The organism is Secundilactobacillus paracollinoides, assembly GCF_001702155.1.
Lineage (GTDB): Bacteria > Bacillota > Bacilli > Lactobacillales > Lactobacillaceae > Secundilactobacillus > Secundilactobacillus paracollinoides.
In genome coordinates, this window is record NZ_CP014912.1 from 888837 (window position 1) to 902695 (window position 13859).

Annotated in this window: 13 protein-coding genes; 3 read left to right on the forward strand and 10 right to left on the reverse strand. The window is 50.0% G+C overall.

Features of this window, described 5'->3' with window-relative positions:
* Window positions 1–90: 90 nt before the first annotated feature.
* Window positions 91–579: a MarR family winged helix-turn-helix transcriptional regulator gene (locus tag AYR61_RS03645; RefSeq protein ID WP_065901737.1), complete on the forward strand. Its 489-nt coding sequence runs from the start codon at window positions 91–93 to the stop codon at window positions 577–579.
* A gap of 545 nt (window positions 580–1124) precedes the next feature.
* Here AYR61_RS03645 and AYR61_RS03650 read toward each other — a convergent pair.
* The 3 genes from AYR61_RS03650 to AYR61_RS03660 all read right to left on the reverse strand — a co-directional run bounded on the left by AYR61_RS03650 (window position 1125) and on the right by AYR61_RS03660 (window position 3759).
* Window positions 1125–1466, reverse strand: a complete 342-nt coding sequence (locus tag AYR61_RS03650; RefSeq protein WP_056987173.1) for a hypothetical protein — start codon at window positions 1464–1466, stop codon at window positions 1125–1127.
* A gap of 4 nt (window positions 1467–1470) precedes the next feature.
* Window positions 1471–2634 (reverse strand): MDR family MFS transporter, encoded by a 1164-nt coding sequence (locus AYR61_RS03655; protein ID WP_065901739.1) that lies wholly within the window; start codon window positions 2632–2634, stop codon window positions 1471–1473.
* A gap of 99 nt (window positions 2635–2733) precedes the next feature.
* Entirely contained in the window at window positions 2734–3759 is a 1026-nt protein-coding gene (locus tag AYR61_RS03660; protein WP_065903766.1) for a zinc-binding alcohol dehydrogenase family protein, read from the reverse strand.
* A gap of 195 nt (window positions 3760–3954) precedes the next feature.
* Here AYR61_RS03660 and AYR61_RS03665 point away from each other — a divergent pair, with 195 nt between their 5' ends.
* Window positions 3955–4293, forward strand: a complete 339-nt coding sequence (locus AYR61_RS03665; RefSeq protein ID WP_054710612.1) for a hypothetical protein — start codon at window positions 3955–3957, stop codon at window positions 4291–4293.
* Window positions 4294–4305: 12 nt separating this feature from the next.
* Complete coding sequence (locus tag AYR61_RS03670) at window positions 4306–5133, forward strand: SPFH domain-containing protein (protein ID WP_065901741.1); 828 nt, start codon at window positions 4306–4308, stop codon at window positions 5131–5133.
* A 772-nt stretch (window positions 5134–5905) separates the two neighbouring features.
* On the opposite strand, the gene AYR61_RS03675 is transcribed toward AYR61_RS03670, so the two are convergent.
* The 7 genes from AYR61_RS03675 to AYR61_RS03705 all read right to left on the reverse strand — a co-directional run bounded on the left by AYR61_RS03675 (window position 5906) and on the right by AYR61_RS03705 (window position 13510).
* A complete protein-coding gene (locus AYR61_RS03675; RefSeq protein ID WP_054710616.1) occupies window positions 5906–6703 on the reverse strand; it encodes an Ig-like domain-containing protein in 798 nt (265 codons plus the stop codon).
* Between the two features lie 635 nt (window positions 6704–7338).
* A complete protein-coding gene (locus AYR61_RS03680; RefSeq protein ID WP_054710618.1) occupies window positions 7339–7593 on the reverse strand; it encodes a hypothetical protein in 255 nt (84 codons plus the stop codon).
* Window position 7594: 1 nt separating this feature from the next.
* Entirely contained in the window at window positions 7595–8125 is a 531-nt protein-coding gene (locus AYR61_RS03685) for a shikimate kinase (RefSeq protein ID WP_054710620.1), read from the reverse strand.
* A 3-nt stretch (window positions 8126–8128) separates the two neighbouring features.
* Window positions 8129–8995, reverse strand: coding sequence for a prephenate dehydrogenase (locus AYR61_RS03690; protein ID WP_065901742.1), 867 nt, complete (start codon window positions 8993–8995; stop codon window positions 8129–8131).
* Window positions 8996–8999: 4 nt separating this feature from the next.
* Entirely contained in the window at window positions 9000–10295 is a 1296-nt protein-coding gene (gene aroA / locus AYR61_RS03695; protein WP_056987171.1) for a 3-phosphoshikimate 1-carboxyvinyltransferase, read from the reverse strand.
* Window positions 10296–10814: 519 nt separating this feature from the next.
* Entirely contained in the window at window positions 10815–11981 is a 1167-nt protein-coding gene (gene aroC, locus AYR61_RS03700) for a chorismate synthase (RefSeq protein ID WP_065901743.1), read from the reverse strand.
* Window positions 11982–12001: 20 nt separating this feature from the next.
* Entirely contained in the window at window positions 12002–13510 is a 1509-nt protein-coding gene (locus AYR61_RS03705; RefSeq protein WP_065901744.1) for an MFS transporter, read from the reverse strand.
* Window positions 13511–13859: the final 349 nt, after the last annotated feature.

A 13859-nucleotide genomic window follows, 5' to 3' on the forward strand; every position in this document is an offset into this window, starting at 1 on the left:
CATTCATTTGAATACGTGTAGTATTATAGACATTAATAACATAAAGTCAAATATCTATTCACGTGAATAAAAAGAAAAGAGACGAAATTCATGATACAACCACATGCAAAAACGCTCGTCCAACAGGTCGGCCGACTATTAGACCACGACACGACTTACGATAATGAAAAAATATGGATGATCGCCCAATCAAAAAACGACCCTGGCCTGCAGCAAGCCATCAAGGGGCTCAGCACCGCAGACATTCACGTCATCGCCCGGATTACGCAAAGTGACCAGGTCCGCATTAAATCCCTACCAGAACTGACCAAGCTTTCTCAACCGACCATTTCACGGACGATCACGAAGCTTGAGCAACGCAACCTCCTCGAAAAATACCGCACGGTGAAAAACGATAAGGAGATTCTGGTTCGGCTGACGCCAACTGGCAAAGCCATCGCAACAACTCACAGCCAACTCGATGCAGAAATCGAACGCCAAGTTGCCGAACTATTAGCGCCCTATCCACAAGAAGAGATTACCGATTTCATCACGCTCATTGGCAAGCTAGCAGCCATAGACGTGCCTTACCAGAATTAATCGGCAATAAAAAACGCCTGAACGCTATGGACGCGTTAGACGTTTTTGGGTTTTGGCTAAGCATGCCGCTTCGTTGCGCCGGTCGGCCCTGCACGTAGAAGTGGGTCGCTACAACGTGCAATGCCGACCGGCTCCACTACGCTACATAGTGTTAATAATCAACACCCAATGAGACTGCATCATAGTATTGTCCTGTAGCCTATTAATTGGTCGCGGTTACTTGCTTTAACACTGTACAAAGCATTGCTAACAATGAGCTTAGCAGCAGTCGAGGGCGGATTCTCTGCAAACTCGGGTTAACGCTATTGTGATGCTTCACCAGTGTAAAAAGGGAGCTCATAGTGAGTGGAATGCAGCAATTTGGCACGGAGCTGTGGTGTCGACATCAGTTAGCGACCGTTCTTGGGTCGGTTACTGATGTGCGAGTCGATGGAGATCCATTCGAGAGCTGCGCAGCAGAAATCGAATTAGCTTCATCGCGAGCCACTACAGCTCCGTGCCAAATTGCGGAATGCAACGGACTTATAACCTAAATATAAAAAGTGCTACCGTTGTTTATTATCCCCATAAAGAAACCGATAATAATGCCCAGCGCGATTAAAACTCGCGCGGACAAGTTTGGCTGCTTTTCGAGGATCCTTAGCGACCAGCATATCCTCATTGCTTTTAAGTAGGACACTGGTCATGGCTTCGTTGATGACAAATTCGGCTTGATACGGTGTGAAATCGTATGCGCGGCCTAGCACCCGTTTGAGTTCCTGCAGAAAGCGTAACTTAAACTGCCGCTTACCCTGTGAATCGCCCCAGTCGCCATGAAATTGGAATCTGTGGTGCCAGACTTGGCCAATAAGTTTATGCATCGCTAGTTCACGCTTTTCTGGTGTCATTGTCTCACCTTCCGACTTGTAAATACCGCCCCATCAGCAAGAACAAGGCCACCGCAATCGCGAGTGTCGCTGTCAAAAATAAGGACTGGTAACTGAACTCGTCGATCATAATACCCCCAAACAAGGGGCCGACTGCCCGACCTAGCGAAATCGCAACGTTGTACATGCCCTGATACTTACCCTTGCGCCCATTAACGGCCAGGGCGTCGATCCAGGCTGGCATGCCGGGGAACCCGATCATTTCACCAATTGTCAGCACCACCATGACAATGATGAACATGTAGTACTGACTGGTAAAGATCAGCAGGAAAAACGACGCTGCAAAAATAAACACACCGATGCCGATCTGAACCGGCAACTTTAAATTCTGGAACAGCCGGTTAACGAACGGCTGGCCAATAACGATCATAAACCCGTTTAGTGTCCATAATAAACTGTAGTTTCTAAACGGAATCCCAAGGTTGGTCATGTGAACTGAGATCACACTTTCCCAAAGTGCGTAACTGGCGTATATCGCAAAGACCATCAGGCACATCAGCAAAATGAGTTGCAGGCGGTGCGGTGCCACGTGGTCAGCCGTTTTCTCAGCTGGTTTCATGGCGTCCACATCCATCCGAAAGGCCGTTGCCATGATGATAAAGAGCGCCACGTAACAGACCGTTGTCACTGCAAACACCACAGTGACGCCAAGATCCAGCAGGTATCCAACGAGTAACGTTCCGATCACCACCCCAACGTTGAGGGCAATGTATAGGACGTTGAACACCTGTCGCGTTTTATGGTGCGTAATGGTCGCGGCAAATGAGTTATCGATGGTCAGGCTGATACCGTCGCCAAACCCAACAATGACCAGCAGAATACCAAAAACCGGCCAGCTGTGAAAGAAGATCAGCAGCACCATGGCAATCAACGACATTCCGGCACCCACAAGTCCCGCCTTATAGGGTGACCAGCGATCGAACAGGATTCCGCCGACGTAGTTGCCGACCATCATCATCAGTGACATTACCAACAACGTCGTCCCGGCAGTCGTCAGCGATTTATGCAGCATTGTATTCATATAAATGGTGGTGAGCGGCCACATAAAAGCCGCTCCGGTATTCAACAGTAACGTCGCCCAGAAAACGGCTGCGAGACTGATTTGTTTCTTTTTGGCAAATAGTGACATTGGTTTCTCCCCTTATCGCATGTCGTGCTCAGGGCACACGGAATCAGCGGTCTGGCCTACTGACCGCCCTCATCCGTTCACTGTAACACGCGTGTTCAATTAAACGGTGCCGTTAAACGGCCCGCTCACCACCAGTTTGCCAAGCGTATGTTCGGCTTCAACTAACTGGTGGGCCTTGCGTAAATTGGCAGCGTTGATGCCCGTATCGATGTTGGTCGTTAACGTGGATTCAAGCACGTCTTGATCCAGCAGCCGACTAGCGAGTTGCAGGATCTTCCCCTGCGTGTGGACCCGATAATTAGCATCCGATTTAGCAAACATGTACTCCCAATCAAAACTAGCGGCCTTATTTTTAATCAGATATAACGGCAGATCAACAGTGCTGCCGACGATCGACCCAATGTGACCAAACGGTTTTACGAGGTCACTGGCCACTTCAAAATAGGCTTCTGGTGCGTACAGGATCGCAATCGCGTCCAGTTGCTGATACCCCAGGTAATGGATCTGTTCCAGGAGATCGTCGTGGTAGTCCAGCGGGTGGTCCACCCCGTGGCGTTTTAACCATTCGAAATTAGCCGGACGGCTGGTAGCCAAAACCGTCAGACCAGCCCAGTGGGCAAGCTGGCTCAATACCGAGCCAACACCACCGCTGCCGTTGATAATCAATAGCGTTTTATTTTGGTTTTGATTGCCTTTAGGAACGAAATGCATTTTTTCAAAAAGAAGTTCGTAAGCCGTCAGCGTTGTGAGTGGCATGGCAGCGGCTTCGGCGTCACTCAACGACTTGGGTGCCGTGCTGGCCAATCGCTCATCCACCAGTTGAAATTCCTCGTCGGAGCCGGCTACCTGGGTACTGCCAGCATAGTATAGCCGGTCCCCCACCTTGAATTTTTCAACGTCCGGGCCGATTTCAGCAACCGTGCCAACCGCATCATAGCCGAGGATCTTCGGTGCTGTTTCCGCCGTGACCGTGGTGCGCAATTTCGTATCAACGGGATTGACCGACACAGCCTTAACAGCGACCAGTACCTGCCGCCCTGTTGGCGTTGGTTTGTCCAGAGAAAGGTCAACTAAGGACTGCTCATCCGTAATATCAAGCGCTGTTTTTGCGCCAATTGCTTTCATTTTTGCCATATCGATTGCCTCCGTATTTTGTCTGTTAGCCCCATTGTACCTTAGTTAACGCTAATGGCGCCACCGTTGACTTGCAGGAATCGGCCTGGCCAGCGTGAATCTTGATAGTTTCGTAACTTGACGGCGTCGCGCGAGTCACGGATAATCAGTGTAGATCGTAGCGCAACACGCATAGGAGTGGTGACAATGACAACGCAGGACCATTTGGGAAACGATATTGAGCTGAACTTAACATTAGACGCGCAGCTGTACAGCCGCCTGACCGCCATCGCGGCGGATAAGGGACTGCCACTAAACGCCTATATTGTTAGTGTTTTAGAACAGGTTAAGGTCTCAGAGACGTTTGAAAAACGGCAGGTGATCGGCCAGCAAGTTACTGGTCGCGCCCTCGCTGCAGACGATCTCGTTTCAGTAGCCGGCATCTACTACCGGTATCAGCTGGCAGATCAACGACCCGTCGATCCATCGGCCAAATACGTTGTCATCGCCGCCAACGGCAACAGTTTGACGCTACGGCAATTATAGGGGGAAAACCACATGCCATTAGGACTCAAGATCGTACCGCAAAATAACCAGGGACTTATTGAAACGCTGGGTAAATACAGCCACAGCGTTAACTCAGGCCTGCACTTCTACATTCCATTTTTCCAGAAGATTCGCCGTGTCAGCCTGGCCATGGAACCGCTGGCACTGCCGAACTACTCGATCATTACCAAGGATAACGCTGATGTGTCGGCAAGTCTGACGCTGAACTTCCATATTACGGACGCTGTGAAATACCAGTATGAAAACACCGACTCCATCGAATCAATGGCGCAGTTGGTTCGTGGTCATTTACGGGATATTATTGGGCGGATGGACCTGAACGAAGCGTTGGGATCAACTGCCAAGATCAACCAGGAATTGACGTTAGCCATCGGTGATCTGACCAACACGTACGGCGTCAACGTTGACCGGATCAACATTGACGAACTGACCCCATCTCAAGCCATTCAGGAAGCCATGGACAAGCAACTGACTGCCGACCGGGAACGGATCGCCGCCATCGCCAAGGCTGAAGGGGAAGCCAAGTCCATCGAACTGACAACGAAGGCCAAGAACGACGCCTTAATGGCCACCGCAAAAGCGGAAGCCGATGCCACCAAGACTCGCGCCGATGCTGAACGCTACCGGATCGACACCGTCCAAGCCGGTCTTTCAAACGCCGATGACAAATACTTCCAAAACCAGTCCATCAACGCCTTCTCAGAACTCGCTACCTCACCAGCCAACCTCGTTGTTGTCCCATCTGACAGCGCTGCTGACTATGGGAAGTTGCCAGTTGTTGGACAGCTTTTGGGTAAGGGCGCTGATAAGAACGCTTAATGGATTTGCATTAGGAGTCCGTTGCGCTCCGTAGAACGGATTCTGGGTGCTGTGGTGGTTCGTGAGGAAGCTAATTTTTTCGTCACCGAAAAAAATGGATCTCCCTCGCTCACATGGCTCTAAGCAGCCGAAAAATCATCGTCTGCTAAGTGCCGTCGACACCACTGCACCGAGTCCGTTCTACTCCGCGCAACTCACATTCCTGACAGTTATTAAACGACTTAAGTATCAAACTACAGTTAACCCAAGTTCGCGAATTATCCGCCCTCGACTGCTAACAACGCCACGGTCAGTAACGCTGGCCGTTTCAGTTTGGATGACTGGCTTGCCCAGCCTCAGCCAACGTTTCGTTACCTCGGTGAGAGCAGGGCATCGAATGGATTCTCAATCTGTAACCTCCAGCGTCCCCTGACAATTGTCGAATTAGCAGTCGAGGGCGGATAATCTGCAAACTGGCTTTGACTGCGTTGATGATGCTTAGCTTGGTGTAAAAAGCAATCTGACTGTTAGTGGAATGGAGCGATTTGGCACGGAGTCATGGTGTCGACATCAGTTAGCGACCGTTCTTGGGTCGGTTACTGATGTGCGAGTCGATGGAGATCCATTCAGATGGCGCACAGCGACAGCTGAATTAGCGTCATCGCGAGCCACGATGACGGAGTGCCAAACCGCGCAATGCAACGGAGATACCCATCAAGCTTTCAAATTCAAAAAATTAAAAACGCCCAAGCCATTTCTGGTTTGGACGTTTTTTAGTGGCATGAATGCCGCATTATTTTTGTAAGGTGTAAGTGTAGTTTGCTGCAGGGGCCTTACCAACTGAAGCCTTGATGACTTGGTTCTTGCTGTTAACAATGACGAACTTGTTCTTAGCAGTAAACCGCATGTAGAAGGATGACTTGCTGCCCGTCTTAGGGGTAACATTGATCTTCCAGAAGGTTGGTGTCTTAGTAGTGACACTGTAAGTAGCGTACTTCACTGGGTAAGCAGTCTTCTTGCCGTAAGTCACCTTTTCAGTTAAACCGGTCTTTTGGCTGAAGGTGTATTGAATAGCCCAACCCTTGTAAGTGGCGCTCTTCCAAGTACCTGTAGGGGTAGAGATCTTGAAGCTAGCAGCTGAGCTCGTTGACTTGCTTGAGCTTGATGAGCTGGTGCTAGTGGTCTTACTTGAAGTAGAGGATGACGTTGTGCTGGACTTCGTTGAAGCAGCCTTAACCGTCATGATCCGGTAGAAGTAACGACCAGTCTTGTTGTTGTGGGCGTATACGTAGAGCTTAGTACCCGTCTTTTCAGTTGATGGTAACTTAACGCTGTAAGCACCAGTTGAAGATGAGGCAGTACCCTTAGCAATGGTCTTGTTCTTAGCATTGCGGATAACAACGGCAACACCCTTAGTGGCCTTACCAGTAACCTTGGTTGAGTTGTTGTAGATCGTGTTCACTGAGATGGTAGGACTCGTTGAAGTCGTAGCAGCATTAGCAGTTGTTTGTGAGGTGTATGATGCGGCACCCAAACCCATTAACCCAAACGCTGCAACCAAACTGGCAGTAACGACAGCCATTTTTTTCATTACTTAATCGCTCCTTTAATTTAAATGCCCAGTGGTCTGACCCACTAAACTAATTTCCGTTTGTTAGTGTAACGCTTTATGCTTTCAAAGCCAAGGGTATTTTCAAAACTTTTACAAGTTTTTAACGCATTTTAAGAACTCGTTCGTTTTACATGTCAAAAATTAAGTTTAAGATACAAAACATTATTATTAAATATGTCCTTTATTTATCAAAATCATGTGAGTTTTCGCTTCCCCACAAATCGCTACCGGTGAAAGAAATTATTGATTGTTACCGTCAATTTTGAAAATAGATAACGTCGCTACACAGGTTCACAAGCCGAATGCAACAAGCAGTCGAGCGCGGATAATCTACAAACTCGTGTTGAATCTATTATGATGTTTAACCGACCTTTATAGTCAGCACACTGTTAGTGGAACGCAGCAATTTGGCACGGAGCTGTGGTGTCGATGTCACTTGATGGCCGTTCTTTGGCCATTTAGTGACATGCGAGACGACTGAGATCCACTCGAGAGCCACGCAGTGGAAATCGAGTTAGCTCAGTCGCGAGCCACCACACGGAGTGCCAAATTGCGGAGTGCAACGGACTATCACGACCATCTCCAAAATAAAAAAGGCCCCTCAAAAAGAGACCTCACGATTTAGGTTTCAATTCCAGTTCGAACGCCCCACCGTTGACTTCAAAGGGGTGGGAAATGAGTTGACCGGGATCGAAATAGACTTCAGTTTTATGATAAACTTTCCCGCGTTTGTCCAGCAGGTCCAAATGAACACCGTACTGGGTCGCTTCAAAAGGGTTGCGGGTAACAACGTAGGAGAGGCTGGTGCCATCGGCGTAACGCTGTTTAATCGCCTTGTTGAGCACCAGTGGCAACGTGATGTGTTCCATGTTAGCTAATGTCGGCTTGGTCGTCTAATTCAAATTGGTGAAATCGACGAATGGCGGCAACGACCTCTTCTGGTGTCAGGTTGTCCGTTTCAATTTCAACGTCACTCACGTTATGGTAGCGCGAGTCGCGTTGGGCCTTCAAACCAGCTAACCCGTCGAGCCCTAATTTTTTAACGAGTGGTCGAACGTTGTCGCCCGCTAACCGTGCCATGATGGTTTCTGGTTTGACATTTAACAAGATAACGGGCACATCACTCTCCTTGAGCAGCTCAAAGTTGGCCGCTTGAACCGGCGTGCCGCCACCCGTGGACAAGATGCCCTCGGTGTTGTTCAGTGCGTCTTCCAAAACTTCGTGTTCCATGCGGCGAAAGGCAAACTCACCGTCTTCGTCAAAAATATCTTGGATCGACTTGCCAGCGTGTTGGATCACGAGATCGTCCAAATCGCTCTGGGTCGTATGTAGCTGTTCTGCTAAAAGTTGGCCGACAGTGGTTTTGCCGCTGCCCATGAATCCTACTAGAATTGCTTTCATAAGTTACCCCTCCTCAGTGGTGTGGTCAAGGTGTTGGCGCGTGCGTTGCGCCTGGTCAAAAAAGTCGTGGATCGTCGTTTTATCTCCCGCTGCAATGGCGGCTTTGATCGTGGTTAAGTTAGTGATATAGGCATCTAATTGTGACGTGATGGCTTCGGTATTGCTCAGCATGATAGCGGTCCACATGGTGGGGTCGGACGCGGCGATGCGCGTGGTGTATTTAAATCCGCCAGCAGCTGCTTTCAGCCCAACAGGATCGTTTTTTAATTCATCTGCCGCCGTGTTGATCAGCGTAGCTGCCAGTACGTGCGGCACGTGGCTGATCTGGCTGACTAAACGGTCGTGTTCGTCAGCGTCAATAGTGACCCAGCGTAACTGTGCCGGGGCGAGGAGCCGTTGAAACAATTGTCGCTGTTCCAGCCGCTGCGTGCCGTTGACGATAAAGTAGACCGCACCATCAAACAAGTTGGCCCGACCAGCGCGACCCCCAGTTTCGTGGGAGCCCGCCATCGGGTGCCCGCCCATGAACGCAATCCCCTTATCCTGGACGAGTTTAGCAGCCGCCATGACCTGGCGTTTTGTGCTGCCGACATCCGTGACTAGTACCGATGACTTAAGTGATAAGGTTGCCAGTTCTGCAAGTTGTGTCGTGATAACGGAAACGGGTCCAGCTAGAATGATGACATCTGCTTGAACGCTGCCTTCAGCAAACGTTGTGCAGTCATCGATCACGCCCTGGGCCAGCAGAAACTGGCTGGTGTCGTCGTTCGGGTCGGCACCTAACACTGTCACGTCAGTGTCGCCCTGTTTAATAATGCGGGCCAAGGAACTGCCAATCAGTCCCAAGCCGCTGATAAATACCGTCGTCATCGCGTCACTCCTTTGGTAACAATGTGTCTAGGTCGTCGAAAAATTCAGGGTAGGAAATGCGGACACTGTCGGCACCGGCCAGTTCAAGTGGTTGGTCCACCAGTAAGCCAGCAACACCAAGCACCATCCCGATTCGGTGGTCATCGTGGGCGCCTAACTGTGTGTCTGTGACGTGCCAAGGGGTTCGACCATCGATTACAAAACCGTCCGGCAGTTCTTCAATGTTGATGCCCAATTTCTTGAATTCCTGAACGATGGCGGCAATGCGGTCTGTTTCCTTGACCCGAAGTTCTTCGGCGCCGGTGATCCGGCTGACGCCATCCGCCTTAGCTGCCAGTAAGGCGACTAACGGCAGTTCATCGATCACAGCAGGAATCTCTGCCGCACCAATAGTGATGGGGTGCAGGTCAGCCGTTTCAATGGTCAGGTCGCCGATTGGTTCACCGTCCGTTGGTTCCGCATCAATGGTGACCTTGCCGCCCATCCGTTGCAGAATGTCCAATAGCCCAGTCCGTGTCTTGTTTAACCCAACGTCTTTGAGGGTGATCTTAGAGTTTGGTACCAGGCTCGCTGCAACCATAAAAAACGCTGCGGATGACATGTCGCCGGGCACCGTCATGGTTTGGCCAGTCAGATGTGGTTGCGGCTGAACGGTAATGGTGACGCCATCAGTAGCGGTGGTGATATCCCCGCCAAACTGCGTCAGCATCCGTTCCGTGTGGTCTCGCGTTGGTAGCTGTTCGACAAACGTGCTTGGCTGATCAGCCTGTAACGCAGCCAGGATCAGTGCACTTTTAACCTGCGCACTGGCAACTTGCAGCTGGTAAGTCACGCTGTGAAGCTGACTGCCGGTGATGGTCATTGGCAAATGGCCGTCAGTGGTTGCAATCTGCGCGCCCATCTCACCAAGCGGCACACTGACCCGTTTCATGGGCCGTTTTGACAGGGAAGCGTCACCAATCAAAGTACTGGTAAACGACCGTCCTGCTAACAGGCCAGAAATTAGTCGGGTAGTCGTCCCCGAGTTGCCCATATCTAGCGGTTGTGCGCTGGCTTGCAGGCCGTGCAGACCCACACCATGAATGGTCACTTCCTGATCATCACGTTCGATCTGCACGCCCAGTTGCTGGAACGCCGCTAACGTTGATAAACAGTCAGCTGATGTGAGAAAGTGCGACAGGTGCGTCGTTCCTTCGCTAATGGCACCGAGCATGATGCCCCGATGAGAAATACTCTTGTCGCCTGGCACCACGAGGGTCCCGTGTAAGCCAGCGCTTGGTTTTCCGTTCAGTGTTTTCAATCTGGTGCCTCCAATGAATTTAATTACTAGATTTTTTTCATGAGTTTAATTATTGCTTTAACTGCCGCTGCGTTGCGGACTAGTCAACATCTCACAGCACCGCAACATAGTGTTACGCTTCAAAAGTGGTATTTAGTTGGTAACACAGAGTGAAGCAACATCCGAAGCATTGCTATCAATGGGCTTCCCAGCAGTCGAGGGCGGATTCTCTACAAACCGTCTTTGACTGTGTTTCGATACTTAACTAGAAAACAAAGTTAGCTCACTCTGAGTGGAATGGAGTCATTTGGCACGGAACCGTGGTGTCGATATCAGTTAGCGACCGTTCTTTGGTCGGTTACTGATATGCGAGTCGAATGAGATCCACTCGAGAGCTGCGCAGCAGAAATCGAGTTAGCTCATTCGCGAGCCACAACGATGGAGTGCCAAATGACGCAATGCAACGGACTATTAAATCTATCTCAAACAAGTATTAATAGGTAAGATACCCCATCACCACTCGTTTGAACACCAATCTGCCTAGAAGTTTTTCAGTTCTTCGCGGTAGTCAGCAAGTTGTTTCTTCAAACGATCCATATTGCTACCATCAAACGTGTCGGTGATGGCTTTAGCGAGTTCGATAGCAACGACGCTTTCAATCACGATTGAAGCCGGCACAATGGCTGTGGTGTCCGAGCGTTCAACGTTGGCTTTCTTAACTTCTTTGGTTTCAACATCAACGGACTGTAACGGCTTGTACAGCGTTGGAATTGGCTTCATTGCTGTCTTGATAATGATTGGCATCCCGTTGGTCATCCCGCCTTCAAAGCCACCAAGGTGGTCGGATTCGCGGTCAAATCCATCGCCATCGTGCCAGTCGATCTCATCCATGACGTCGCTGCCGAAACTCGTCGCAGCGGTGAACCCATCACCGATTTCAACCCCCTTCATGGCGTTGACGCCAACGACGGCGGCGGCTAGCTTCGCATCAAGCTTCGTATCCCAGCTGATGTAACTGCCTAAGCCAGCAGGCACGTTGGTGGCAACCACCCGGATAATGCCGCCAAGGGTGTCGCCATCCTTCTTCGTCTTATCAATGAGGTCGTGAATTTCTTCAACCTTATCTGGTTCAACGATTCGTAAGTCGTTTGCTAAAATGGTATTTTCAATATCGGCCACGTTTAATGGGGATTGATCATCCGCCTTCACTGGCCCGATCTGTTGCACGTACCCGACAAGCTTGATGCCAAGTTGTTCAAGGAACTGCTTGCAGACCGCCCCGATTGCGACACGGATCGCAGTTTCACGAGCGGATGAGCGTTCCAGCACGTTTCGCAGGTCGCGGTGGCCGTACTTCATCCCGCCAACAAGGTCAGCGTGACCAGGACGTGGCCGTTCAACCTTTCGGACAGAGTTAGCAGCCGTTTCGCCAGCAATCGAATCCATGATCTCTGACCAGTGCGCGTGATCCCGGTTGTTGACGACTAGCGCAATTGGCGATCCTAACGTGATCTTATGGCGAACGCCGCCAACAATGGTGACTTCATCGTGTTCAATCTTTTGCCGATTACCACGACCGTAGCCGCCTTGACGGGCTGCCAATTGGGCGTTAATGCCATCGATATCTAGCGTCAGGCCAGCGGGTAAGCCTTCAATTATACCGGTCAGCTGTGGGCCGTGTGATTCTCCTGCAGTTAAGTAGTTCATAGTTGTGTGATCCCTTTCCGTTACTTATTTGTCAATTGGCTAGAAGCAGGCAACGGTTTGTCGTGCTTGACCGTGTCCTTGTCCTTCAGTGCCTTTTCAGTCGTCAATTTTGCTTGGTACTCACGCGAGTTACGCATGATGTGCGTGTAAATGTCTTGCATGTAGGCGCGCGTTTCCGGGTTTGGATCGTTTTCAGCGACGCGTTTGAGCACTTGGTCTTCGCGACCGTGATCCATTACCGGCAAATTTGTAGCACGCTTGGCCTCATTGACCATGGTGACAGCATCGAAGCGTTTTGCCAAGAGTTTAACGATATCTTTGTCCAAATGATTGATCTGCTTGCGGGCAGTTGCCAGTGACGCTTGCCGGCCAACGGTCATTGCAACCAGTAAAACGACAATGGTGCCGAGGATCCCAACGATGATGTCGGCGTCCATGGCGCGGGCGATGCTTTGTTTAGAAAGCCAACCGGTGACAACGGGCACGGTAAATGTGGCGATACTGCCAAACGTGAAGTAGGTCCCGGTAACCAGCCCCTTGTGTTTCGGGTAGATCCGCAAGAAGATGTTTAAGGCCACCTGCATCATACCGCCAGCGGCTGTGAAGCCAAAGACGAAGCAGACTGCGGCGGACAACCATTGAATCGATGTTGTACATAGAATAATCAGGGCAACGAGTGACAACGCGTTGTTGATCACCAGCAGACCCGTTTCAGAAACTTGCCGGCGCAGGAGTGCGAAAGTCACGATAACGCCAGAGATAGAACCGATACTGTAAAGTGAAAGCAGGCCGTGGCCAACCAGCGCGCTGTAGTTGAGCTCGTTGGTGGCAAACATCGTGATCCACTGGGTAAACAGGATCATGATGGCCATGCTGGTGTACCCGTAAATGGACAACGCTGCGGTGGCGATCCATTTCTTAGGCCGTGATAACTGTTCCTGGGTCAACTCAGCGGCTTCATCAACTTGATTCCGTTTCGGGAAGGTCACTCGATTTAATAAGAAGAAGTTAGCAGCTAAAATCACAGCAGCGACCATGAAGGACCAGCCAAACCACATTTTCTCAGTATCAAGCGTTGCAACCAGCAGTGGCAGGATGAATTCTCCCACTGACATGAAGGCCTTGATGAAGACGTTTGAAGCACTGGATTTGCCGCCCATTTCAACGAAGGTCGGGTACGTTCCAGAATCTAGCGCTGAGTTGGCGATCCCAGCCATAATGGCAAACAGGTAAGCCAACTGAATGTTCTTCACGAATGGCATGCCCAGGAAGAAAATCAGGTAGGAGAAAACGCCAACGTAGATCAGAAACTTACGGCCAAACCGGTCTGAGAGGTAGCCAAACACGAAGTAGGCAAGCAGCCGGCCAATGCCGATACCGGAAACCACGTAGGATACCGTAGCAATCGGAACCCCCCAAAAGTGCCCGAGTGACTGCATATTTTGTGTAAGGATGATCAGCCCAAACCCGTGAACCAAGTAGTTCAGGTAGAGGCATATTGATAAGATACGTTTCTGAGAATTTGACATTTCCGCTCACTCCTTGTTTTTGGTAAAGAAAAAACCAGCTAGATGATATCCTAGCTGGTTAGTGTTTTATCCGTAAACGGAATAAATGACTAGTACCGGCTAGAACTTCACGTCTAGCTGGCTCGACAAATTGACGGCTTAGCTTTAGACGCGAACGCGTGGTTAGGCGTCCGCTTCTTGCTGCGGACGCTAACTAAAGTAGTAGCCGTAATAATACGCATTAACTTTGGTCAAAGTCTTTGTCATCATCATTCGTTCCCTTCTAGTAAATGTTGTTTACATTAAAACATATTAATCATAGTGCGTCAATACTAATTGTATTTTAATTTTAAGAGTGTGAAAGGATGCA

Excerpts from the sequence above, each read along its gene's own strand:
- AYR61_RS03645 (WP_065901737.1), top strand. The coding sequence starts at position 91 with ATGATACAACCACATGCAAAAACGCTCGTCCAACAGGTCGGCCGACTA.
- AYR61_RS03650 (WP_056987173.1), bottom strand. The coding sequence starts at position 1,466 with ATGACACCAGAAAAGCGTGAACTAGCGATGCATAAACTTATTGGCCAA.
- AYR61_RS03655 (WP_065901739.1), bottom strand. The coding sequence starts at position 2,634 with ATGTCACTATTTGCCAAAAAGAAACAAATCAGTCTCGCAGCCGTTTTC.
- AYR61_RS03660 (WP_065903766.1), bottom strand. The coding sequence starts at position 3,759 with ATGAAAGCAATTGGCGCAAAAACAGCGCTTGATATTACGGATGAGCAG.
- AYR61_RS03665 (WP_054710612.1), top strand. The coding sequence starts at position 3,955 with ATGACAACGCAGGACCATTTGGGAAACGATATTGAGCTGAACTTAACA.
- AYR61_RS03670 (WP_065901741.1), top strand. The coding sequence starts at position 4,306 with ATGCCATTAGGACTCAAGATCGTACCGCAAAATAACCAGGGACTTATT.
- AYR61_RS03675 (WP_054710616.1), bottom strand. The coding sequence starts at position 6,703 with ATGAAAAAAATGGCTGTCGTTACTGCCAGTTTGGTTGCAGCGTTTGGG.
- AYR61_RS03680 (WP_054710618.1), bottom strand. The coding sequence starts at position 7,593 with ATGGAACACATCACGTTGCCACTGGTGCTCAACAAGGCGATTAAACAG.
- AYR61_RS03685 (WP_054710620.1), bottom strand. The coding sequence starts at position 8,125 with ATGAAAGCAATTCTAGTAGGATTCATGGGCAGCGGCAAAACCACTGTC.
- AYR61_RS03690 (WP_065901742.1), bottom strand. The coding sequence starts at position 8,995 with ATGACGACGGTATTTATCAGCGGCTTGGGACTGATTGGCAGTTCCTTG.
- aroC (WP_065901743.1), bottom strand. The coding sequence starts at position 11,981 with ATGAACTACTTAACTGCAGGAGAATCACACGGCCCACAGCTGACCGGT.
- AYR61_RS03705 (WP_065901744.1), bottom strand. The coding sequence starts at position 13,510 with ATGTCAAATTCTCAGAAACGTATCTTATCAATATGCCTCTACCTGAAC.